Genomic DNA, 23,314 nt, shown 5'->3' with positions numbered 1-23,314 from the left:
GATCCAGTTCTACAACCACCGGCGTCCGCACCAGGCGCTGGGCATGAAGACACCCGCCGAGGCATACGCTTTAGCGGCCTGACCTGTGCAGGAACCGCTGGGTCATTACACACTGTCCATCGGCGTGGCGATTTTCGGGCAGGAGACGACTGCCCGACGCATACCAGTAACGGAACTTCCCATGGCCCGCATCTTTCCAGGTCCGCTCACTGAAGGCGTTATACGCGTATGTAGCCACGCCAGCCGGGATGTTGACGGTGGTGTAGTTCGAGTCGTCGTAGTTGGCGGCGATACTGCGACTGCCCCCAATCTGGCGACGTCTTACAGCCACGTATCGCACCTGGAAGACCGCGCCTCCTACACAGTAAATTAATGAAGCTTCCTTACTGCGAACAGCTGCTACCGTACTCTGCCGTCGCGCTGCCGCTGCTCGCCACCTCGCTGATAGCGCCGCTCGCCTTTAACCATCGCGTCCATTCGGTCAGTATCGGCAAGGGCGACCAGTTTAAACTCAATTTCATCGCGTTCTCACCGAAGACCAAGATGTCGCCCCCCCCCCGACCACGTCCTGCACACTTTCCAGCCGCGGATCCATCGCATGTGGAGCTGGTCGGGGAGCGCCGCGCGGAGCGAGGCGTGCCCGGCGGGCTGACGTGGCGCATAGCCCATCGCGATGCCATCAAGCGATCATTATCGGTAAGCGAGCGTGAGCTCGTTCAACTCGTTAGTCGTAGTTCTCTTTCATCAAGTTCAGGGATGCCATCACACCAACCGACATTCCCACTCCTAAGAACAAGGGAAGACAACCGCTAAATTCGATCCCATCTTCTCGACCGAAAAAAGCAATGAGCAAGCCGACATAGATGAGGGCCAATGCCGTCATGAAAAGTCGCTGTTGATTCCCGCCAGACACAAAAATTGATTTGGCGAGGGATGGCTTCACCCAACGCACTCCAATGACGCAGTCGCGCCACGCCAATGCAAGAACCGAGAAAATCCCAAATCCTATAATAGTCATCGCAAACAGCAAGTCAGGCGAATGACCGGCTGGACCAAGTCCGCGATAGGTTATCGGAGCCATAATCCCACCTATTATTACAATTAATAATATATTTACTATCGTTAACTTCATGGGAAGTAATGTGTCAACTCAAGCCCAGCGCCCACCTGCGCGCCAGAGCCAAACCGGGGCGTCACAATCGACGGGCCTGACGAAAAGCCGCCGTACTCCTGCCAGAACACAGCGCGCCCACCAGACACCCCCTGGGTCCCACCGTAATTTGCTCCAACACCAGCGCCTACGAAGCCAACACTAGCGGATGCATCTGCGTAAACGCCGACGCCATTCTTGCTTTCGCAGCCCTGGAGGTTGAAATGATTTGCATCAGGAGGGGTTCCAAACGGATTAACGCTCACACCCGCGCCCGCACCGGCGCCGATCCGCAAACTTGCTGATTCAACCCTCATCCCCTGGCCAGCGATCATCACTCCCCCTCCAGGTCCAACAGGCCCTAGAACACCCGTGGGGAAGTACCCAGACAAAGTTACACTCCAGAGACCGAGCGGATCCACCACGTTGACCGGATTCCCTCCAACATAGGAATAGGTATTCAATCCTCCGGCCAATCCGATAGGATCGCTCTGGAGGTAGGTTCCCGTACGTCCGTCATAGTCGCGGAAGCCGTTGTACCAGAAGCCGGTCTCCGCATCGTAGTACTGCCCGGGGAATCCCAAGTTGTAGTCGCCGATCGTGCTGTCGAGCACGGCGCGATCATACGCATAATTTGCGGCATACCAGCGATGTCGGCCGCTCGTGTCGGTCACTATCTCCGGGCGCCCTAGCCGATCCGCATGCGTGAAGTACAGCTGCCCACCGCGCACGAAGCCGATCGGCTCGCTGCCCATCCAGATATGATCGGTCCACTGCCCACTCGTCACCTCCGACATCAGGGTGTTCTGTCCGCCATACACGAACCGAGTGCTGCCTAGCGGCCCGCTCTTGGCGGTCCGCTGACCAAGCGCATTGATCGCATACGTCGTGGTTCCCCCCGGATAGGTCGTGGTGACGTAGTTCGGATTGGTGTCGGTTACCCCCACATCGCGCGAGACTGATGACAGACGGTTGAATCCATCGTAGTGGTAGGTCGAAGTCGAGCCATTCCAGGACTTCGTGCGCCGGTTGCCACGGCCGTCATAAGTGAATTGATGATCCGACGACAACAGCCTATTGCTACCCGGCTGCGTGGTGTAGCTCTCATTTGATAGCCACTGGTGATACGTCCGATTGCCGTTGGCATCGAACGTAAAGCTCTGGTTGCCTATGGGCGAGGTGATACTGGTCAGCCGCGACAGCGGGTCATAGCCGAAGTTCTGGTTGTACTGTGTTCTCGACCAGTTCTGGATGGATGTCACTTCGTCGAGGGCGTTATAGCCGTACGTGTGACCAAGCCACCCGTGGTCGTGCGTAATCGTCAAACGTCCGTCCAGATCGTACTCGCGATCCTTCACAGTGGCGTTGCCGTACACCATTCGCGTCATCGCCCCTGTCGGCGAGTAATGGAACTGATCGGCCACAGTCCGGGTGACGCCGTTGATGGTGGCCTGGATTACAGCGAGCCTGCCTCGATGGTAGCCGTAACCCACAGACGTGCCACTAGCATAGCTAATGCCACCGAGACGGCCGACTGCATCGTAGGCGTAGTGCGTCCAATCATCCGAGGTCGGCGTCACATCGCGTGTGATAGCGATGGCGCCTTCAGGGGTATAGCCGAAGTGACGGGTGCTCGTTGGAGAGTCGGCGTTGCACAAGCGGCCCTTGCCATTACCGCACCAGTCGTACCCGTAAGCGAGCGTGGCATCGCCGCTCGTGCTCCCGATCAGCCGCCCCAGTCCGTCGTAGGTGTAGGCCAGCCAGCTGCCGTCGTTACGCGTCATCCGGGTGTTCAGGCCCGCCGCATTGAACTGGAATGACGTGACGCCGGTGTCGGGGCTGGTTTGCTTCAGCACCTGGCCGAAGCCGTCGATCACATAGATCGTGGCGTTGCCACGTGGATCGGTGACCTTGGTCAGCAGGTCGAGCGCGTTGTACTCGTAGTACGTCGAATGGCCCAGTGCATCGACAGTCCTGACCAGGCGGTTCAGCGCGTCATAGTGATGCGTGGTGACATGGTTGTAGGCGTTCTTCTCCGTCAGGACGTTGCCGTTGTGATCGTAGGTGTAGGTCGTCAGCTGACCGTTGTTGCCTCGCACCCCGCGCACGCGGCCGAGTTCGTCGTAGTCGACGATTCGACGGTAGGCGATCCCACCAGTGGACGACTGCGCCTCAACCGATGTCCGCTGACCGGACACGATATCGATCTCGATGCCCATAGGATCGTAGCAAATGCCCGTACGGGGATCGCACCAGCCCCGGTCTGGCGGGTCCGGCCGTGTCGGTGGCGGATTCGTGCTCGGCATTGCCGGGATCCGGAAGCTCCCGGAATTGGCAATCGTCAGATTCGCGCCGCCTGCCGGCGAGATGCCATGGATGTGGATCGCCTTGCCACCATGCTGCTGGCGCATGGCGGTGGTGATGGAGATGGTGAACCGATGCGCGCTTCCTTGTGATTCACAAGCTGTCGAGACGGCCGACTCGCTCGGCAGGTTGGCGTTATAGCCGCTGAATCCAGTGCCCGATCCCGCCGGACCGCCCAGGTACATGTGCACCGGGATCGGCGCGTCGTAGTAGGACGCGCATGCCCACCCCGAAACCGAGTAGCCGGCACCTTCGTTGCCGAACACGCCATCGATGACGCCACGGATGGTGCTGTCCGGCGGTGCCGGTCGCGCACCGCTACGCACGATCGTCTGCGTCACCAACGACATCGGATCCAGGGTGTACTCGATCACAGCATGGCTACCGCCATCCTCCGGCTCGGATTCGGCCACCAGACGCCTCGCGGCGTCGTAGGCGTAAGTGCGCACCTGCCCGTCGGGCTGAGTGACCGCGCCCAATAGTCCGCTGGATAGATATCGGTACGTGGTGTCAGCCGGAGTGCCGGCCGGGAAGCGGCGGGCACGGACCAGCCGACCGCGCGCGTCGTACGAGAACTGCGCCACCTCGCCGTTCAAACCGGTGACCTTGCCCGGCTGCCCAAGCGCGTTGTGATCCGAGAACGTCACGGCGCCGATGCTGCTTTCCTCGGCAGTCTGCGCGCCTGTCGCGTCGTAGCGGCTGATGATCTGATCGGCGGTGCCGGCGATCGGACCATCGACGGAGGTCGACGCGAGCAGGCCGTTGCCATGCACGGTGTAGGCGAAGGTTGTCTTACGCACCTGTCCGGCAACACCATTCGCGCTGAGGTTCTTCATCGCAATCGATGTCGGCCGGTCCTTGCTGTCGTAGGTCCACGTGGTTTCGACCTGGCCGACCAAGGTCCGACGCGTCATCCGGTTGCTTGCGCTCCAGGCGTAGGTCGTCGTGCGCTCCACGGGCGTGCCGACCGCCTGGCGCAGCTCCAGCAGCTGCCCCCTCGCGTTGTAGGTGGTGTACGTCTTGTTGTTATTGAAATCTTCGGTGATCGATGGATAGCCGTTGGCGTCATAGACGATAGCCTTGCTGGCCGCCGCGCAATGCGCCGACGCCACGCCGATGGTTGCGATCAGCTTGCCACTCTCAAACTCATAGCTGGTCTGCTTTCCCAGCGGATTGGTGACAATCGCACGCCGAATCGTCCCCGCTGCTGCGTTCGCGGCCGTCGCCGTCGGGACGCTGGCTGTGGTTCGCAGCCGGTCGCCGACAGACATCGGGACGCTGCAGACATGCGTTCTCGTGTCGCAGACCCCTCCAGACGGCGGCGGCGGTGGCGGCCGCGGCGCAGGCGGAGCCGACGCGTTGAGCTCGTAGGCGAATGTGTAGCGCTCAACACCGCCGGCATGCTCGCTCAACGTGGCGCGTCCATTCGCGTCGTAGGCGAAGTTCGAGTAGCGCAGTCCGTTGAACGACTTGCCGGTCAGGCCACCGGGGAAACGCACATCCTCATAGTGATACTGCACGGTCGTGCCGGGCGCACCGGGCGGTGTCGCCGTCGCCAGTCGGTGGCGGCCACTGCCCAGCGCGTTGGCCGTGTAGGTGAAGGTGTAGGCGTTGCCAGCCGGATCGGTCACCTTCGTCAGTTGGCCGTTGCTCCAGGTGAGCTGGACGTAGCGGCCCGAGGTGTGGGTCACCCGCTGCAAATAGTTGTTGGTGTAGCTGAAAGTCCACGCAACGCCCTGGCGGCTGGCCAGCCGGGTGATATAACCGTTGATGTTGTACTGCTCGATCAACCCTTCTTCGGTGTTGTGCGTGTAGACGTTGCCCGACAAGGTGACATACGCGATGGCCTGAGGCTTGTCTTCCTCCCAGCGGCCCGACGCGGTGCGGTTGAACTTGATGCGCCGGCCATCGGGACGCTGCAACCAGAGGTTGACCGCGTCCGCCCCAGTTTGGGATGCCGTCAGCGAATAGTCGAAATTGCTCAACCAGTGCTGGCCAAACAGTCCAACACCGGTCCAGTAGTGGTTATAGGTACGGGTGAGGAACAGGCCCATCTCGCCTTCGGCCTGGAAATCGGACTCGAACTCCACCTTGTTGCCAGTGGAGAAAACGACCGGATTGCCCGCAGTCATCGACGTGCCGGAGGTCTGATCGCATGTGACCTGCGGGTCGCGGCTTTGGCTGGGTGCGCCCGGATCGCCAAGATTGGGCCTAACCGCCTTGACTGTCGCCAGTGTCGGAGTACCGCCACCACCACCGCCCCTCGGCGCAGTCACGGTCATTGTGCTGAAGTCGACAATCCCACCACTACTGCCGACTACACGGGGAGCAGTGACGTGCACTGCTCCCAAATTCGTTGCGCCTCCGCTTGCTTCGGCAACAGAGAGGACCGCATGAACGGTCGGCAACGCTTTGGTTGCCAGGGCCCCCCCAGGCGCCAACACGAGACTCGCTACTGCTGCAAGAGCGAAGCCTTGAAACGCCTTGCTGGAGCCAGCTCCCGCCGGCACGCCCATCCTGTGCATAAACCACTCCCTGGCACAGCCGACTGATGCCCCCTGCATCGTGCCGCGTGCGAGCACGAAAGCTGCACCTCCCAGTCATCAATGTCAATAGGGCGTAAAGGCTTGCCCAGTGAGGCCTCGTTTTTTCGTCAAATCACTACGTACTCACACGTGGGAACGGCGCGCCGTCTGCGCTTCACACTCGTCGGGCAATTTCATGCTCTGCGACAAACAGTCGCACCTGCTTCTCGCACACCCCCCTCTCAACCCCAAACGCACCCCGGTAGACTTCCACCATGTCCGGGGGCCGCCGCTTCAAACGCGCATTCGCATGGCTGTCGCTGACGGCCACGCTGCTGCTCGCGTTGCTGCCGTCGGTCGGTCGACTCGCCGCCGCGCACCATGAGGCGCCGCGCACGGTCCTGATGGAGCTGTGCACGACGGGCAGCGACAAGCTCGTCAGCATGGTCGACCCATTCGCGCTGCTCGAGACGCCACCGCCCGCGCCGATGGACCACGGCGACATGCCGGACTGCGCCTATTGCCCGCTGCTTGCGACCACGCTGATCGCGGTGCTGTGGCTGGCGTGGTCGCTGGCACCGCCTATCGCCTCGCCCCTGCCCACGCTGCGCACGCGACGCGTTCTGGCACGGCATCCCTGCGGCCTGGGCTCACGCGGACCACCGCTGGCGGCCTGATCCAAGCCGCCGCGACCTGACGGGTCGCCTCCTTCGTTGCGACGACCGCGCATTGCGCGGCGTCGTGCGTGCGCGCGTGGTCATGCCGCGCCGCACGCAACACCGGATCCTGCCCATGCTTCGTTCCACCCCGTTCGGGCCACTGTCGGCCCCCGACGCGCCGTGCGCCTTTCGATCGTATGCGCCGCTCGCCATGCTGACGGCGCTGGCGCTGTCGCCGCCCGCGCTCGCCCAAGCCCGTGCCCAGTCCGATCGCTCGCCCACCACACTCGACGCCTTGCAGGTACGCGGCGAACGCCTGCGCACGCTCGATGCGCCGCAACAGACCGGCAGCCGCCTGGGCCTGACCCAGCGCGAGACGCCGGCCTCGCTGCAGGTGATCGACCGCGAAGAGATCGCCCGCAGGGGCGCGCGCACCACCCGCGAGGCCTTCGCGCTGGCGCAGGGCGCGATGGTCGGCAATGTGCCCGGCAATCCCGCGGTCGTGACTCTCCGCGGCTTCAGCGGCAACACCGTCTCGGTGCTGCACGATGGCGTGCGCCTGGGCGCGTCGACCTTCGTCACTCGCGATGTCGACACCTGGTCGCTGGACCGCGTGGAGGTCCTGCGCGGCCCGGCCTCGGTGCTGTACGGCGAAGGCGCGATGGGCGGCGCGATCAACCTGGTCACGCGCCGGCCCAGCACCGACGGCACTGCGATCGACGGCATGTTCGGCATTGGCAGCTTCGGCACGCGCCGCGCCGGACTGGGCATCAATCAACCGGTCTCCGACACGCTTGCGGTTCGGCTCGACGCCAGTGGCTTGCGCGCCGACAGTCTCTACGACATCGAGCGCAACGCGGTCGAGACGTCCACGTTGTCGGCAAGTGCGGCTTGGACGCCACAAGAGACGCTGTCGATGCTGCTGTCCTGGCAACACGCGCAGGACAAGAGCACCGGTACGTATCAGGGCGCGCCGATGATTGCCATCGAGGACGCGATCGCGCCATCGCGCGTCGTGCGCAGCGCCGATGGCCTGGTGATCGACCGCGCCACCCGCCACACCAACTACAACCCGATCGGCGCCTACAGCGGCGCCCGCAGCGACCTGCTGCGCTGGAACACCACACTCGCGCTGTCGCCGACCTGGCAATTGCGCAACGACCTGGCGCATTACCGCGCCGATCGCGACTTCGTCTACTCCGACGACTGGCGTTACGACCGCAGCACCGGCCTCTACGCCCGCGGCGTGCAGCGTGTCTTCCACGATCACCGCTTCTGGAATGAGCGGCTGGCCATGGCCTACGACGGCCCGCTTGCGGGGCGGCGCAACCGCTTCACCATCGGCTTGGAGATCAACGACACCGACTTCGTCAATCCACGCCAGAGTGGCGCCACCACACCGGTCACGCCGAACGCCCCCGCACTGGGCACATTTCCCAGCGCCGACTCGGGCGCCTATACCAGCGACCAGGTCTTCCGGACCGGGCTGCGCACGCGTGCACTGTTCGTGGAAGACGCCGTCAACCTCACGCCGCGCTGGCTGCTGATCGGCGGGGTGCGCTACGAGCGGATCGACCTCGACCGCAGCATCGACGACCGCATCAAAGGCACCCGGACGACGTTCGCGCCGCGCTACACACCGCTGTCGTGGCGCCTGGGCAGCGTGTTCGACCTGGGCGACCACCTGCAGTTGTACGGCCAGGTCTCCACTGCGGCCAGCCCGGTCTCGAGCATGCTCACGTTGCAGACCGCGTCGGGCCGCTTCGACCTGACCGACGCACGCGCAGCCGAAGTCGGGCTGAAGGCCGAGGCCTGGGAGAGCCGCCTGTCGCTGACTGCGGCCGCGTACCGCATCGAGCGCGACGGCATCCTGACCCGCGATCCGGCCAACCCGATGATCAGCGTGCAGGGCGGTCGCCAATCCTCGCAGGGCCTGGAGCTGGCAGCCGACCTGCAGGCCACGCGCGGCCTGCGGCTGGAGGCCTCGGCCACGTGGGGCCGCGCGCGCTTCGACGAACTGATCGAGGCCGGCGGCGCCGATCGCCGTGGCAAGCGCCCCAGCAACGTGCCCAATGGCACCGCCTCGCTCGCAGCCACGTATCGCTTCCCAGCCGTGCCAGTTTCGCTCGGCGCCAGCGGCCACCACGTCGGCGGCTTCTACACCGACAACGCGAACACCTACTACGTGCGCGGCCGCACGACCTTCGATGCCTGGGCCGGCTACGACTGGCCCCGCGTGTCGCTTGCGCTGCGGATGCGCAACGTCGGCGACGCCCTGTACGGCGAGTACTCCGGCTACCCGGCCACCCATGTCTACCTCGGCGCACCGCGCAGCGTCGAGATGACCCTGCGCACGCGGTTCTGAGCACGTCCATGGACAACTCCACCCTCACCCCGCACGCCGCTAACGACCGCTATCGCCTGTTTTGGCGCTGGCACCTCTATGCCGGCCTGTTCGTCGCGCCGTTCCTGCTGGTGCTCGCGGTCACCGGCGCGATCTACCTGTTCAACGACGAACTCAACGACGCGTTCTACCCGCAACTACGCTTCACCTCTGCGCCCTGGACCGCGCGCGTGCCGCTGGGCGAGATGATCGACGCCGCCCAGGCCAACACGCCCGACGCCACACCCACACGCATCGAGCTGCCGGCCGACCACCTCCGCGCTGCGCAGGTGCATCTGCAGCTGGCCGACGGCGCAAGCCGCATCGCCTATGTCGACCCCGGCGATGGCACCGTGCTCGGCGTCCTCGCACCCGCGCGCACGCTGGTCGGCATCGCCGAGCGGCTGCACGGGTCGCTGATGCTCGGCACCTTTGGCCGCTACGTAATGGAGCTCGCCGCCTGCTGGACGGTGTTGCTGATCGTCAGTGGCCTGTACCTGGGCTGGCCGCGTGCGCAGGACGAGCGCTGGTGGCGTGCCGTGCTGCCGAAGCTTGGCAGCCGCGGCCGCATGCTCTGGAAATCCATCCATCGCGCAACGGGGCTCTGGGTCGCGCTGCTGGTGCTGTTCCTGGTCGCGACCGGCCTGCCCTGGGCGGTGTTCTGGGGCGGCTGGATTCGCGGCGGCGCCGAGCTCGTTGGGGAAGGCTACCCGGCGGTCTACCGGCGCTATGCCGCGCCGCAGGCGCCGCAGGTCGGCGACGCCTTCAACGACGTGCCGTGGACACTGCAGCACGCACCGATGCCGGCCGCCGACACGACATCGGCCCACCACGGCCATGCCCCTCCTGCACCGCAACCCGGCGCGAGGCACTGGACGACAGTCGGCCTGGAACGCGCGATCGCCCACATCCGCGCCGCCCGCACCGACGACGAGTTGCGCGTGTTCCTGCCCAGCGAGGCGCGCGGCGCGTTGACGGCCTACACCTATCCCGCACGGCCGCAAGGGCAGGTCACTTACCACTTCGACCGCGAAGGCACGCTCCTGGTCAGTACCGGCTTCGACGACTACGGCGTCGTCGCCCAGGCCATCGAACTGGGCGTGCAGCTGCACATGGGCAACTACTTTGGGCGCCTCAACCAACTGGTGATGCTCGCAACCTGCATCGGCGTCGTCGTGCTGGTCGTGACCGGCACCACGATGTGGTGGCGTCGGCGCCCGCCCGGCCGCATCGGCGCACCGGGCGCAAGCGCACGCATCCCGACCCGCGTCCTGCTCGCACTGCTGCTGATCTCGGCCATCGCGCTGCCGCTGCTCGCCGCCTCACTGCTCGTGGTGCTCGCCTTCGACCGCTGGCTGCGCCCACGCGTCACGGCCTTGCGCTGGCTGCGATGAACCGCCCCTCACCTACCCCGCCACCCAGGAGACCCGTTATGACGTCCTTTCGCGCCACCGCACTGGCCACCGCCTTGGGATCGCTCGTCCTCGCCGCATGCGCGGATCGCACGCCTGTCCCGCCGCCGGGCGCCAATCACCTGACGATCCACGACGCATGGGTCAGGCAACCTCCGCCCGGCGCGCCCGTCGCCGCGGGTTACATGACCATCCACAACGACAGTGACGCGGCCGACCATCTGGTCTCGGCGCACACGCGGTTTGCCGACGACATCGAGATCCACACCATGCGGATGGCGAACGGGATGATGCAGATGCGCCATCTTCCCGACGGCATCGCGCTACCGCCAAACTCGGACGTCGCGCTTGCGCCCGGCGGCCTGCATCTCATGCTCATGTCGCCCAAGCCGGAGCTTGCGCAGGCGAGCGAGATCCCGATCACGCTCGTCTTCGAACATGGCGGCGCCAAGACCATTCCCTACGTCGTGCGCAATCTGCGTGGTGATTCGACAAGCGGCCACCCTCATGACGACGTCTCGACGCCCCACACACCCGACGCGCACGCCAGCCACTGACGCCGATCAACGCCTGCGTCCCACCTTGGAGCCGACATGTTCAACCCGACACACCGACCGCGGCAGATCCCGCTCACCCTCGCAATCGCGGCATCGCTGATCGGCATCTGCGATGCCACTGCACAATCCGCCACTGCGACATCCGGCGATCCCCCGCAGCCGGCCACGACACTGGACGCGCTCGAGGTCCGTGGCGTTCGTAACAGCCTGGAGACCGAACGGTCGCTTACGCCCGGAGGCGTCACCGTACTCGACGGCGACGAATTCCACGACCGAACCGTCAATCACATGGCCGATGCGTTGCGCTTTGTCCCTGGCATCTGGACCGAAAGTGCCACCGGCGGCGATGCCGTCTACTTCTCCAGCCGAGGATCGAATCTGGACGCGACCCACTACGACGGCAACGGCATCAAGTTGTTTCAAGACGGCCTGCCCGTAACCACCGCCGACGGCAACAACCACAACCGGGCGCTTGACCCCATGTCGGCGCGACATGTGGTGGTCGCACGCGGCGCCAACGCCCTCACCTACGGCGCAAGCAATCTGGGCGGCGCCATCGACTTCACTTCGCCCACTGCCCGCAACAGCCCCGGTCACCAACTGATGCTCACCACGGGCAGCCACGGGCTGCGCTACGGCAGGCTGACCCTGGGGGGCGTCTCCGGCGACTTCGATGCACAGCTGACCCTCGACGACAAGACCCGCCGCGGCTATCGCGCGCACAGCCGCCAGGACCGCACGGGCGTCTATGCCAACGCCGGGTGGCAACCGCGCGACGACTTCGAACTGCGCGCGTTCGCAACCTACATCGACAGCGATGAAGAACTCGCCGGCCCACTGACCCGAGCGCAGTTCGCCGACGATCCCTACCAGGCAGAAGCTGCCGCCATCACCGGACACTATCAACTCAACGTGCGCACCGCCCGGCTGGCCGTGAAAGGCGATTGGCGAATCGACGACCGGCAGCATCTGACATTCGGCCTCTCCTACGACGACCAGCACCTCTACCACCCGATCGTGGACAAGGTCATGGTGGACTTCGACGGCCCTGGCCCACTCCCGCCGATCGAGGTCTTCAGCCTGCTCAAGAACACCGACCAGCGCACCGTCGCCGGCATGGCGCGCTACAACGTCCACTTGGGCAATCACGACCTGCTCGCCGGCGTGAACCTGGCGACGACCAATGAAACCGGCGGCCTCTACCGCAACGACGGCGGACGCCGCAATGGCATGTCGACAGCCGTGGACAACCGCTCTGACAGCGTCGAGGTCTTCTTGGTCGACCGCTGGCGGCTTGCCGACGACTGGACGCTGGTCTACGGCGGCCAGGGCGTGTTCACCCTGCGGGACGTGCGCAACACCGACCTGGCAAACGGGATCGTGCGCAACCCACGCGCCGACTACACCGCCTTCAATCCCAGGCTCGGCCTCATTCGCCACCTCGATGGGCTCGGCGAGGCCTATGCCAGCCTGGGCCGCCTCTACGAAGCACCCACCACCTTCGAACTGGAGGACGATGTCCGCGGCGATGGCAGCACGCTCGACGCCATGCACGGCACCGTCGCCGAGTTGGGCCTGCGTGGCCAAACGACGTCGTCGAGCGGCGCAGCGCAGTGGCACTGGGACGCCTCGATGTACTACGCGCGCATCCGCGATGCGATCCTCTCGATCGACGACCCCCACGCCCCCGGCACCAGCCTGTCGGCCAACATCGATCGCACCGCGCACGCCGGCCTCGAGGCGCTGATCGCCGCGCGCTTTGCCGCTGGCGACCACCACCACATCGAGCCACGCATCAGCGCCGCCTACAACGCGTTCTCGTTCGATGACGACCCACGCTACGGCGACAACACGCTGCCGGCCGCGCCCCGCTATGTCGTCCGCGGCGAACTGATGTACCGCCATGACAGTGGCTTCCACGCCGGCCCGACGTTCGACCTCATCAGCGCGCGCTACGCCGACTTCAGCAACCACTATCGGGTGGGCGCCTACCACTTGCTCGGCCTGCGTGCGGGCATCGAACGCGAGCGCTGGTCGGCATTCGCCGAACTGCGCAACCTCACCGACGAAGCCTACGTCGGGCAATTGACCGTTCGCGATCGCGCAGATCCGGGCGACGCCTTGTTACAGGCGGGCGAGCCGCGATCGGCCTACATGGGGGTTCGCTGGCGGTTCTGAATCGGCCCGCTCGCAAGGGCTCGCAACACGGATCGGGCGCTGCGGCCCCGATCCGTTCGTTGCCGCCATCGGCAGATCAACGCCTCGGCCCAGCGCAACGCCGGGGCGGTCACCGCACACCGCGGAGCGTCTATTTTGTAATGTTATTACATGATAAATTGGCGACCCCGCTCCGGCCCCCGCACCGGCGCTGCCTCCCCGCCTGCAACGAGTCCCATGCCCGTCACCCTCCCACGCCTCACCCTGATCGCCGCCCTGTCGAGCGGCGCCGCCCACGCCCAATCGGTCGACACCACGATGGGCACCCTGCACGTCCACCAGACCCGCGGGCAGCTGACCGCACACGAAGTGCTGACCTCGGTCGACGTGCTCGGCGCCGAACGCATCGAAGACCAGACCGTGGCGCAGAGCTGGGAACTGCTCGGCCAGATGCCGGGCATCCAGCTCACCGAGACCCGCCAGGGCGCCGAGTCGGGCAAGGTCAGCTTCCGCGCCTTCAACGGCGAGGGCTATCTCAATGCCATCAAGACCCTGATCGACGGCATCCCGAGCAACGTCAACAGCGGCAACCAGCGCTTCATCGACATGCTGTTTCCGCTGGAGATCGACTACATCGAAGTCGTGCGCGGCAGCAACGACCCGCGCTACGGCCTGCACAACATCGGCGGCAACATCAACTTCGGCACGCGCCAGGGCGGCACCTATACCGATGCCCGGCTGACCTACGGCAGCTTCGCCACCCGCCAGGCACAACTGGCCGTGGGCCGCGAACACGGCGACGTCTCGCAGAACTACTTCGTCGGCGCCCAGGCCTCGGACGGCTATCGCGACCACGACCGCTCGGACAAGTACACGCTGGGCGGCAAATGGTTCTACGGCAGCCTCGAGGACGGCATGCGCATCGGCCTGACCGCACGCGCCTACCGCCACCAGGCCGACGAACCCGGCTTCATGACCGCCGAAGAACTGCAGGCCGGCCGCCGGCGCTCGGCACGACGCAATGCCCACGACGGCGACGACCGCACCATGCGTCAGTTCGGCCTGCACATGGACCTGGCGCTGACCGACCAGCTGGTGCTGGGCACCAAGCTCTACCACAACCGTTACCACGACGACCGCCGCGTCACCTTCAGCGACCTGGCCACCGGCAACGCCCCGCGCCAGCGCCGCGTCTGGGACGAGGCGCAATCGGGCCTGCTCGCCACGCTTACCTGGGCCGCCCACCCGGCCCTCACCCTCGAAGCCGGCGCGAACTACGAGCAGCAGCACAACGGCTACGTGCGCGAACGCTTCGCCTACAGCCTGCCGACCGACTTCGAGGCCACACCCGCACGCATCCAGAACGACGACCGCCACAGCTTCGACAACGCAGGCGCGTACGTGCAGGCGATCTGGCAGCCGGCTACGTCGCTGAAGATCGTGCCGGCTTATCGCGTCGACCGCTTCGACGGCGCCACCCAACTGCCCGGCGGCGTACGGGCGCCGTTGCAGGACTACGGCACGATCGGCCAGCCCAAGCTCAGCGTGGTCTACGGGTTCGATGCCGACACCAACCTCTACGCCAACTGGGGGCGCACCTTCCAGGTGCTCACCGGCAGCACGCCACCGGCCTACCTCACGCCCGGACAGGCGGCGATACGCCCCTCCACCAACACCGGGATGGAGGCTGGCCTGCGCTTCAGCCCATTCGCCGGCACCCGCGGGCGGCTGGCGATCTGGCAGCAGGATGCGGAGAACGAGGTCTCCAACATGCCCGCCACCGGCACGACCGTGGTGCTGGGCAAGACCCGCCGGCGCGGCGTGGACCTGCAGCTCGATGCGCAGATCGGCGAGCGCTGGACACTGTGGGCCTCGCACGCCTACCAGGAGGCGAAGATCGAGCGCGACGGCCGCGCGCCCGGCGTGTCGATCGAAGGCAACGAAGTCGCCGCGACGCCCCGCACCATCAGCAACCTCGGCCTCGACTATCGTGCCACCGATGCCCTGCAGTTCGGACTGCAAGGCGGGGCGCAGGGTGACTACTACCTCGAGGAGCGGAACCTCACCGACAAGTTCGGCGGCTTCGCAGTGCTCGACCTGAGCGCCAAGCTCCGGCTCACCCCACGCACCAGCGTGGACATGCAGCTGCGCAACGTCACCGGTCGCGAGTACGTCTACGCCTGGTACGACAGCTTCTTCTGGGAAGAGGCCCGGCCCATGTTCTCGCCATCGGCGGGGCGGAGCGCGTTCGTGTCGGTGACGGTGAAGTTGTAGGGAAAACTGCGCGCCTCGCGACGCGCGCTCCCTGCGCTAGTGGCCGGCATCCAGCGTGGGTGCCGGCTTGCGATGATTGCCCAGCCTGTCGACCAGAAATGCGCTGGCTTCGTTGAGACCGACCACCTCGATGACGGCGCCATGCCTTCTGAGCTTGACGATGACCCTGTCGAGGGCGGCCACCGCACTTGGATCCCAGAAATGGCTGTGCGTCAGGTCGATCGTCACCGGGCCCTCGGCATGGAGGTAGTCGAAGCTGTTGACGAACTGGACGGCCGAGGCGAAGAACACCTGGCCATGAACGCGGTAGATACGATCACCTGCTGCGCCTGCCTCATCTTCGACGCGCAGCATCGCGCTGACACGGCGCGAGAAATTGAGCGCGGTCAAGAGCACACCGGTCAGGACGCCCTTTGCCAGATCGTGCGTCGCAACGGTGACGACGACCGTTCCGATCATCACAAGATTGGCGCCCCTGGGGTGCGTCCTGAGCTCGGCAAAGCTCTTCCAATGGAACGTGCCGATGCTGACCATGATCATGACGGCGACCAAAGCCGCCATCGGGATCAATGACACCCAGGGCGCCGCGTAGACGACCAGCAGAAGCAGGACCACGCCAGCCACGAGGCAAGACAGGCGGCCACGGCCGCCCGAGCTGACGTTGATGACCGACTGACCGATCATCGCGCATCCCGCCATGCCACCGAAGAAACCCGTCGCAACGTTTGCCATCCCCTGACCGGCACACTCACGACGCCGATCGGTCGGGGTATCCGTCATGTCCTCGACAATCTGCGCCGTCATCAGCGACTCCAGCAAGCCAACGACTGCCAACGTTGCGGAGACCGGCAGCAAGATCCTCAGTGTCTCCAGCGACCACGGGATGTCCGGAATGAAAAACGTGGGCAGACTGTCGGGCAACTGCCCCATGTCGCCGACAGTGCGGATATCGACACCCAGCCAGACGCACACAAGCGTCAGCACCACGATAGCGACCAACGGCGATGGCACAGCGCGTGTGACCCTCGGGAGTAGATAGATGATGCACAGGCCCGCAGCGCAGACCGCAAACACGGCCCATGGCATGCCGATGAGCTCCGGCAACTGCGCCAGAAAAATCAGGATCGCCAGTGCATTCACGAAGCCGATCACCACCGATCGCGAGACGAAGCGCATCAGCGTGTTGAGCCGAAGGGCCGCTGCAATCAGTTGCAGCAAGCCCGCCAGGATCGTGGCCGCAAACAGATACTGCAGGCCGTGGTCCTTGACCAGGTCCACCATGACCAAGGCCATGGCCCCGGTGGCGGCCGAGATCATGCCGGGCCGTCCCCCGGCGATCGCCGTGACGACGGCGATGCAGAACGAGGCATACAGGCCGACCTTCGGATCGACGCCGGCAATGATGGAGAACGCGATCGCCTCAGGGATCAACGCAAGGGCAACCAGAAGACCCGACAGCACGTCCCCGCGGACATTGCCGAACCACTGCGCGCGCAGCGGATAGGAAACAGACATGAATGACTCCGCGCGCACCCGCTCGATGGCGGCACGCAAACAATAGAGAGATTGGCGCAAGACCCATCAGCCGACTGGCGGCTGCAATGCAAAGCTCGTCGAAGGGTCAGGGCGGCGTCATTCGGTGCATGAAAGCGCAAGGGCGCGCGCATTCTATGGCCGGGACGTTCACAAGCACAACCTGGCGGTTGTGCGCAGCAAGCGTCAGCACTGAATTCGGCGCTGCCACCCCTCCCCGGCCCGCGCCGCCAACCGCGTGCTCGACATCTCGTTACACTGAGGCCCTAGCGAAAATAAGATGCGGCGCGCAGCCGCACGCTTCACCCCTCAACCCAAGGGCGAATTTTCTACTTCTGGCTGGTCCAAATTACAAGGAGGAGGTCAGTGGGAGACAGGTCGGCAATGAGTACCAAGTGATCTACATGGCCGCCGACCGGGTGTACCCGGCAACCGGGCATTACATTCTGGTCACACCATGAGCCGCAAAACGCCCTGCAGCGGATCCATGACGATCGCGCTATGCGCGGTCGTCATGATGTCCGGCTGTCACGTCGAGTCTTCGATTGCCCCAGCAGACGTGCGGCTCGCGCGTACGCCCGCTCCGATAGGAACCCATTACTTATGGCTTCGCGCCCCTTCGCGGCACGGTCACCGTGGAGCGAGAATGCCTGAGCCTGGAATCCACAGATCGGGGCACTGTCGTGCTCGTCTATCCGCACGACCACCGTATGGGTACGGTTGACGGACGACTGAGCGTGCTCAATGCGAACGGCGAATCGGTTCTGACCGACGGACGCCCGGTCGAGATCGGGGGCGCACTGCTTGATGCTGAGCCGGCAGCACGAACCGTGTCCGCCGAGGACAGGGCGCTGTGCGAAGGCCCATTCTTTCTCGTGCTGCCGCAGCCGGCCCGATACCTGTGATCTAAGCCGAACGCATCGGGCCAATCGCCATCTCAGATGCGGCCGCGATCGCCGCCGCGCCCAAGCGGCGCACAGCAACCCCTACCCCTCACCCGCCTCCCGCCGCCGCTGCCGCTCCAGCGCGTCCTTCTTCTCTTGCTCGTCCTTCTTCGCCTGGTCGTGGTGCCACTTGATGGCGTAGAACATGCCGACGCCGAGCACGCCGACCTTGAAGATGATGAAGACGATGGGGAACCAATCGTACATGGGAGGATGTCCAGGCCTCGATGCCACCTGAGGTGAGGTACGGAGTCGCACCTCGTCATGCCGCGTCAGCGGCGCAATGGCCTCGCAAGGTCGTATTTTAGGCCGCCCGTCTCGCGCCTCTGCGCGACAGTTTGTCGCACCTTTCGTGCGATGAGGCGCGCGTTCATGAGTAGCCAGTGCGACACAAGGTCGCACTGGGGCCGCCAGGCCGCCTTGCCCTACAATGCCGCCCGTGCGCCCTGTGCCCTTTCACCGCAGCTTCACCATAATGGCGATCATCGCCATGCTGCTCATTGTCGTCGCTCCATTTGTGAGTCGATGGATCGCGCACTGCGGGGGCGCGACGCATGGCCAACAGACGCACCTCGTCGAGCACAACGCTGTAATGCAGGCCGGCCGAAGCAGCAATCATCATCTTCACGACAGTGACAACGCGCTTGCGTTGAGGACAACGGGCGACCGCCCTCATCATGCGACGGTCGAAACTCCCGCCGCTCATGGCCCACACGACGACATCAGTCCGACCGGCAAGGACGGCCATGCCGACCATGACATGGGCGTGGATTGCTGCGAGTACTGTCTGATCGCAGCGCGGTTGGTCATTCTGCTGGTGGCGGTGCTGATCGCATTGATCGGCTGGCGCCCACCACTCTACGCGCGCGTCTGGTCGCTGCATGGGGTCGCCGGCCCCACAGTCGGGCACCTTGGAGCTCGCGGGCCGCCACTGCGCGCCTGATGCTCCGCGCCACAGCGCGGATTGCCTCCTGATATCGCCCCATGCCCACGCGTGACTGCGCGGGCGTGCCGACTTTCTTCAAATCCCTCCCCGACGTATGCCGGGGGGCTGCTTGCCGTGACCATGACCCAGAAACCGACCCACACCTCGCTGTTCCTCAGCCTGGCCACTGCGCTTGGCTTCCTTTCCTGCCTGCCAACCGGCGCGTACGCGCAAGAAGGCACCGCACTCACCCTCGGCACCGTCCAAGTGACGACCGAGGGCTCTCGAGAGCGCAATGCCCACTCGATATTCAGTTCGGTCGACGTCATCGGCGGAGACCTGCTGCAGTCCCAGCGTGTTGAGCACAGCTGGGAACTGTTGATGAACGCGCCCGGCGTGCAGGTGACCCAGTTCAAGATGGGTACCGATGCTGGACGGTTCTCGTTCCGCGGGTTCAACGGCGAGGGCCGCATCAATGCCGTCAAACTTCTGATCGATGGCATCCCCAGCAACGACAACCCTGGCGGCATGCCATACCTGGATGCGGTGTGGCCCCTGGACATCACCGCCGTGGAGATCGTGCGGGGCACCAACGATGCGCGTTATGGCTTGCATGCCATTGCCGGCGACGTCAACGTCTTCACCCGCGAAGGTGGGAATGACGGCCAGCTCAGCCTGACCGCGGGCAGCTTCGGCACGCAGGATGTGCAACTGGCCAAGGGCTTCGAGCATGGCCCCTGGGCGCAGAACTACTTCGTTGGTTGGCGCCAGTCGGACGGAGAGCGCGATCATGCCGATTCGACCCAGCGCAGCTTCGCGGGCAAATGGTTCTATACGGCCACCGACGATGCCTGGCGCGGCGGTTTGACGACTCGCTATTACAAGAACGCGGCGCTGGAGGCTGGTTACCTGAGCTATCCGGAAATCAGGTCAGATCCGAAACAGTCCCCCGACTACGCCAAGGATGACCGCAGCGAACGCGAAACCCTGCAGACCGCCCTGCACTTCGACGGTCGCATCGGTGCGGAGTGGACCTGGGCCGCCAAGGCCTACCAGAACGATTACCGCAACCAGCGCTGGGTCACCTTCACCGAGGGAGGCGCGCAGCAAGAACGACTCAACGACGAAACCCATCGCGGCCTGATCTTCAATGCCATCTGGCGCCCAAACACCCGCCTTGCCGAGTTGGTGATGGACGTCGGCGTAGACGGGCAGTGGCAGCACAACATCGCCCAGCGCTTTCGCACCTTGCGGCGGCAACGGCAAGCCACGCTGCGCGACTGGGACTTCGACCTCGAAACCCGCGGGGCATACGTGCAGGCCGTGATCCGCCCGATCGACCGTCTGAAACTGGTGCCGGCCTACCGCGTGGACCGCATCTACGGTGATTTCACCAATGTGGTGGCTGACACCACGGCGCCGGTCTACGACTACGGGCTGATCAAGCAACCCAAGTTCAGTGCCTCGTATGCCATCAGCGCGGCGGTGGTGGGCTATGCCAACTGGGGGCGCACGTTCCAGATCGGCAGCGGCAATGCCGCCTATCGCACGCAGACAGGCAACCTGGCGCCTTCCATCAATGAAGGCTGGGAGGCCGGACTGAAGTGGGCCCCGGCTGCGCATCTGCAGACTCGCATCGCGATCTGGGAACAGACCGCATCGGACGAAGTGGCGACCATCCTGGGTGTGAACGGGTCGGTCGGCAGCAATGAAGTCAGCAACGTCGGCCAGACGCGGCGCCGTGGCTGGGATCTACAGGCCAACTGGCAACCTACCGTGCACTGGCGCACCTGGGCTTCGTACTCACGGCAAAAGGCCACCATCGAAGTGCCCGATCCGAGCGCGCCAGCCACGGCGGGGCGGCAGATCGAGAATGTGCCGAACTGGCTGGTCAGCGCAGGCATGGAGTTCAGTCCAACCGACGACTGGACCTTCAGCGCCTGGGGCAACGGCCAAAGTGACTACTACGTGGAACGTACCAACACGTTGGGGCGCTATGGCGGTTATGCACTGCTCAACCTGAGCGCCGCTTACCGCTTCGACACGCGCAGCCAACTGACGTTGCAACTGAAGAACGCCACCGATCGCGCCTATCTCTACGCCTGGTACGACAGCGGCTCATCGGGCTACTCGCCCGGCGATGGCCGCGCGCTCTACCTGACCTGGACACGGGAGCTCTGAGATGACGGCCACTGCCACACCGGCCAATGCGGATCGCCTGCGCTTCTATCGCGCGGTGTGGCGGTGGCATTTCTACGCTGGGCTGCTCGTCTTGCCCTTCATCGCATGGCTGGCACTGACCGGCGCGGTCTACCTCTATCAGAAGCCGATCGACCGCTGGATTCACCATGGATTGAAAGTAGTGGAGGTGGACAGCGTGAGCAGGGCGCTGCCCAGTGCCCACATCACCGCCGTACGCGCGGTGACCCAAGGCGAGGTCTTTCGCTACAGCACACCGGAGCGTGCCGACAGCAGTGTGGAAGTCGGCGTCATCGAAGCAGATGGACACCGCCACGTGTACTACGTGGATCCAGCGAGATCGCATGTGCTGGGCCATCTACCTGAGAAGGGGACGTTCTCCGGTGTGGTCCGGCGGCTGCACAGCTTGGATCTGCTGGGCAGCTACGCCAGCGCACTGATCGAAATCGCGGCCGGCTGGGCCATCCTGCTCGTGCTGACCGGCGTCTACCTGTGGTGGCCGCGCGGGCAGAAGGGAGGCGTGACCACCGTCCGCGGGCAACCCGGCCAACGCCTCTTTTGGCGGGATCTGCACGCGGTGACGGGCGTATGGGTGGGCCTGGTGCTGCTGTTCCTTGCGCTGACCGGCATGCCGTGGTCACTGGTATGGGGCAAGCAGGTCAACGCCTGGGCAAACGGCCACAACGATGGCTACCCCGCTGGCGTGCGCGTGGAAGTGCCGATGTCGCGCCAGCGACTGGCCGACACCACCGTCCCCACCTGGTCGCTGCAGCAGGCCCACCTTCCGGCCTCGGGTGCGTCGCATGCCCGGCATACGGCGCAGCCCGAGCATGATGGCCACGAGGGACACGGCGGAAGCGGGCCGGGGGAGTTGGCGTTGCAGCCGGGCGCCATCGGCATCGATGCCGCCATCCGGACATTTGAACGTCTGGGCCTGGCGCCCGGCTACAGCGTCAGCCTGCCGCGCGGCGCCCTCGGGGTCTACAGCGCTTCGGTCTATCCCGAAGTACTGGACCAGCAGCGCGTCGTGCATCTGGATCAGTACAGCGGAGAGGTCCTGCTTGACATGCGCTACGCCGACTACGGGCCGCTGGGGCGGGCGCTGGAATGGGGCATCAACGTGCACCTCGGGCAGGAGTACGGCACGGCCAACCGTCTGCTCCTCTTGATTGCCTGCATGGCGATCGTATTGCTGTGCGTCAGCGGTGCAGCCATGTGGTGGAAGCGTCGTCCATTGGGCGGCCTGGGTGTACCTCCACTGCCACGACAGGGCCACAGCGTTGCCGGCGTGTTCGCATTGCTGTGCGTCGGCGGCCTGCTCTTTCCACTGGTGGGGGCATCCCTGCTGCTGGTGGGACTTCTCGATGCCCTCGCCACTCGGGGCTGGCGTTCACCGCCAGCCGCCTGATGCGCACGGCCTTCCTCACTCTCATCGAATCTGGAAACTTGCCATGACCCACAAGACCCTGAGCAGCAGCACCATCGCACTGGCGCTGGCCTGCATGACACCTGTGGCCTACGCCCAAAGCGACGCCGCGCATCAGGCACCGTCTACGCCGGATGAGGTGCCCAGTTGGACGCTGGCTCCCGTGAAGGTCACCGCCAAGCGCGGCGGCTACGCCGCATCTGCCACCTCTGCGGCCACCCGCACCGAAACGCCACTCACCGAAGTACCGCAATCGGTGCAGATCATCACCAGCACCCTGCTGCGCGAACAGGACCGGCGGACGCTCGGCGATGCGCTGGTCAACGTCTCCGGTGTCACACCCACTCGCTCGGACGAAACCCTGTTCATTCCGCCGATCGTTCGCGGCTTTCCGGCCGAGGTCTACCTCGATGGCCTACCGCTGTTTGCAGGCAACCAGCAAGCCTATGACCCGCCCGGCCTAGTGGGGATTTCCACGATCAGTGTGCTCAAGGGGCCAAGCGCAACGCTCTACGGCGGCGGCCTGGGCACGCCGCTGGGCGGCGTCATCAACATCGAGAGCAAGCGCCCCGATCCAACAGCGTCAAGCGGCATCATCGCCGTGCGGGGGGCAGCTTCTCCACCTGGGGTTTTACCCCGAAACCACGGACAGTTGTGAAAGGGTGGAAAACTTCGAATCCTGCCTGACAGTCCTCCGCCGCATCCTTGGGTTGTGGCGCCGCTCGATGTATTCGAACACATCGGCCCTTGCTGCATCGAGTGTCGGGTACGTTGTGCGGTAGATCCGTTCGCGCTTGAGCACGCCG

16 protein-coding genes and 1 pseudogene are annotated in these 23,314 nt (G+C 64.9%); 12 read left to right on the top strand and 5 right to left on the bottom strand.

All coding sequences use genetic code 11. The features are described 5' to 3' along the window. Position 1: 1 nt before the first annotated feature. Positions 2-82 (top strand): integrase core domain-containing protein, encoded by an 81-nt coding sequence (locus tag ABE505_RS16720; RefSeq protein WP_243720365.1) that lies wholly within the window; start codon positions 2-4, stop codon positions 80-82. A gap of 642 nt (positions 83-724) precedes the next feature. Here the strand turns inward: ABE505_RS16720 and ABE505_RS16715 are convergent. Both ABE505_RS16715 and ABE505_RS16710 read right to left on the bottom strand, forming a co-directional pair. After that, on the bottom strand, positions 725-1,132 hold the full coding sequence (locus ABE505_RS16715; RefSeq protein ID WP_346445677.1) for a hypothetical protein: 408 nt from the start codon (positions 1,130-1,132) through the stop codon (positions 725-727). Then, positions 1,129-5,796, bottom strand: a complete 4,668-nt coding sequence (locus tag ABE505_RS16710; RefSeq protein ID WP_346445675.1) for an RHS repeat-associated core domain-containing protein — start codon at positions 5,794-5,796, stop codon at positions 1,129-1,131. Before ABE505_RS16710 ends, ABE505_RS16715 begins: the two co-directional genes overlap by 4 nt. Before the next feature lie 518 nt (positions 5,797-6,314). Between ABE505_RS16710 and ABE505_RS16705 the strand changes: the two genes are divergently transcribed. From ABE505_RS16705 to ABE505_RS16680, 6 genes are all read left to right on the top strand, one after another. Next, complete coding sequence (locus ABE505_RS16705; protein WP_346445673.1) at positions 6,315-6,716, top strand: DUF2946 family protein; 402 nt, start codon at positions 6,315-6,317, stop codon at positions 6,714-6,716. 115 nt (positions 6,717-6,831) lie between these two features. After that, positions 6,832-9,063 (top strand): TonB-dependent siderophore receptor, encoded by a 2,232-nt coding sequence (locus ABE505_RS16700; RefSeq protein ID WP_346445672.1) that lies wholly within the window; start codon positions 6,832-6,834, stop codon positions 9,061-9,063. 8 nt (positions 9,064-9,071) lie between these two features. Beyond that, positions 9,072-10,475 (top strand): PepSY domain-containing protein, encoded by a 1,404-nt coding sequence (locus ABE505_RS16695; RefSeq protein WP_346445670.1) that lies wholly within the window; start codon positions 9,072-9,074, stop codon positions 10,473-10,475. A gap of 38 nt (positions 10,476-10,513) precedes the next feature. Next, positions 10,514-11,050 carry a copper chaperone PCu(A)C gene (locus ABE505_RS16690; protein ID WP_346445669.1) on the top strand — a complete coding sequence of 179 codons (537 nt, stop codon included), beginning with the start codon at positions 10,514-10,516 and terminating at the stop codon, positions 11,048-11,050. A gap of 36 nt (positions 11,051-11,086) precedes the next feature. Continuing rightward, positions 11,087-13,228: a TonB-dependent receptor gene (locus ABE505_RS16685; protein ID WP_346445668.1), complete on the top strand. Its 2,142-nt coding sequence runs from the start codon at positions 11,087-11,089 to the stop codon at positions 13,226-13,228. Positions 13,229-13,444: 216 nt separating this feature from the next. Then, positions 13,445-15,481, top strand: a complete 2,037-nt coding sequence (locus ABE505_RS16680; protein WP_346445666.1) for a TonB-dependent receptor — start codon at positions 13,445-13,447, stop codon at positions 15,479-15,481. 36 nt (positions 15,482-15,517) lie between these two features. On the opposite strand, the gene ABE505_RS16675 is transcribed toward ABE505_RS16680, so the two are convergent. Next, complete coding sequence (locus ABE505_RS16675; RefSeq protein WP_346445665.1) at positions 15,518-16,996, bottom strand: SulP family inorganic anion transporter; 1,479 nt, start codon at positions 16,994-16,996, stop codon at positions 15,518-15,520. Positions 16,997-17,697: 701 nt separating this feature from the next. Between ABE505_RS16675 and ABE505_RS16670 the strand changes: the two genes are divergently transcribed. Further along, positions 17,698-17,919, top strand: a complete 222-nt coding sequence (locus tag ABE505_RS16670; RefSeq protein WP_346445664.1) for a hypothetical protein — start codon at positions 17,698-17,700, stop codon at positions 17,917-17,919. Positions 17,920-18,000: 81 nt separating this feature from the next. On the opposite strand, the gene ABE505_RS16665 is transcribed toward ABE505_RS16670, so the two are convergent. Continuing rightward, positions 18,001-18,165, bottom strand: coding sequence for a hypothetical protein (locus tag ABE505_RS16665; protein ID WP_346445662.1), 165 nt, complete (start codon positions 18,163-18,165; stop codon positions 18,001-18,003). Positions 18,166-18,433: 268 nt separating this feature from the next. On the opposite strand from ABE505_RS16665, the gene ABE505_RS16660 reads away from it, so the two are divergent. From ABE505_RS16660 to ABE505_RS16645, 4 genes are all read left to right on the top strand, one after another. After that, the gene (locus ABE505_RS16660) at positions 18,434-18,901 is read left to right on the top strand and encodes a DUF2946 family protein (protein ID WP_346445661.1); all 468 of its coding nucleotides are present in this window, start codon (positions 18,434-18,436) and stop codon (positions 18,899-18,901) included. A 123-nt stretch (positions 18,902-19,024) separates the two neighbouring features. Continuing rightward, the gene (locus tag ABE505_RS16655) at positions 19,025-21,064 is read left to right on the top strand and encodes a TonB-dependent receptor (protein ID WP_346445660.1); all 2,040 of its coding nucleotides are present in this window, start codon (positions 19,025-19,027) and stop codon (positions 21,062-21,064) included. 1 nt (position 21,065) lies between these two features. Then, the gene (locus tag ABE505_RS16650; protein ID WP_346445658.1) at positions 21,066-22,490 is read left to right on the top strand and encodes a PepSY domain-containing protein; all 1,425 of its coding nucleotides are present in this window, start codon (positions 21,066-21,068) and stop codon (positions 22,488-22,490) included. A gap of 43 nt (positions 22,491-22,533) precedes the next feature. Beyond that, a complete protein-coding gene (locus ABE505_RS16645) occupies positions 22,534-23,166 on the top strand; it encodes a TonB-dependent receptor plug domain-containing protein (RefSeq protein WP_346445656.1) in 633 nt (210 codons plus the stop codon). Here ABE505_RS16645 and ABE505_RS16640 read toward each other — a convergent pair. Then, positions 23,140-23,314, bottom strand: a pseudogene (locus ABE505_RS16640) (IS3 family transposase); the annotation flags it as partial. The gene ABE505_RS16645 and the pseudogene ABE505_RS16640 overlap by 27 nt on opposite strands.

This window comes from Luteimonas sp. TWI382 (assembly GCF_039674545.1).
Taxonomy (GTDB): domain Bacteria; phylum Pseudomonadota; class Gammaproteobacteria; order Xanthomonadales; family Xanthomonadaceae; genus Luteimonas.
The sequence above is the reverse complement of the archived record's forward strand: the minus strand, read 5'-3'. Positions and strand labels throughout refer to the sequence as shown.

Bases quoted from the DNA above. Each gene is read 5' to 3' on its own strand.
- ABE505_RS16715 (WP_346445677.1), bottom strand. From the start codon at position 1,132: ATGAAGTTAACGATAGTAAATATATTATTAATTGTAATAATAGGTGGG.
- ABE505_RS16710 (WP_346445675.1), bottom strand. From the start codon at position 5,796: ATGACCGTGACTGCGCCGAGGGGCGGTGGTGGTGGCGGTACTCCGACA.
- ABE505_RS16705 (WP_346445673.1), top strand. From the start codon at position 6,315: ATGTCCGGGGGCCGCCGCTTCAAACGCGCATTCGCATGGCTGTCGCTG.
- ABE505_RS16700 (WP_346445672.1), top strand. From the start codon at position 6,832: ATGCTTCGTTCCACCCCGTTCGGGCCACTGTCGGCCCCCGACGCGCCG.
- ABE505_RS16695 (WP_346445670.1), top strand. From the start codon at position 9,072: ATGGACAACTCCACCCTCACCCCGCACGCCGCTAACGACCGCTATCGC.
- ABE505_RS16690 (WP_346445669.1), top strand. From the start codon at position 10,514: ATGACGTCCTTTCGCGCCACCGCACTGGCCACCGCCTTGGGATCGCTC.
- ABE505_RS16685 (WP_346445668.1), top strand. From the start codon at position 11,087: ATGTTCAACCCGACACACCGACCGCGGCAGATCCCGCTCACCCTCGCA.
- ABE505_RS16680 (WP_346445666.1), top strand. From the start codon at position 13,445: ATGCCCGTCACCCTCCCACGCCTCACCCTGATCGCCGCCCTGTCGAGC.
- ABE505_RS16675 (WP_346445665.1), bottom strand. From the start codon at position 16,996: ATGTCTGTTTCCTATCCGCTGCGCGCGCAGTGGTTCGGCAATGTCCGC.
- ABE505_RS16665 (WP_346445662.1), bottom strand. From the start codon at position 18,165: ATGTACGATTGGTTCCCCATCGTCTTCATCATCTTCAAGGTCGGCGTG.
- ABE505_RS16660 (WP_346445661.1), top strand. From the start codon at position 18,434: ATGGCGATCATCGCCATGCTGCTCATTGTCGTCGCTCCATTTGTGAGT.
- ABE505_RS16655 (WP_346445660.1), top strand. From the start codon at position 19,025: ATGACCCAGAAACCGACCCACACCTCGCTGTTCCTCAGCCTGGCCACT.
- ABE505_RS16650 (WP_346445658.1), top strand. From the start codon at position 21,066: ATGACGGCCACTGCCACACCGGCCAATGCGGATCGCCTGCGCTTCTAT.
- ABE505_RS16645 (WP_346445656.1), top strand. From the start codon at position 22,534: ATGACCCACAAGACCCTGAGCAGCAGCACCATCGCACTGGCGCTGGCC.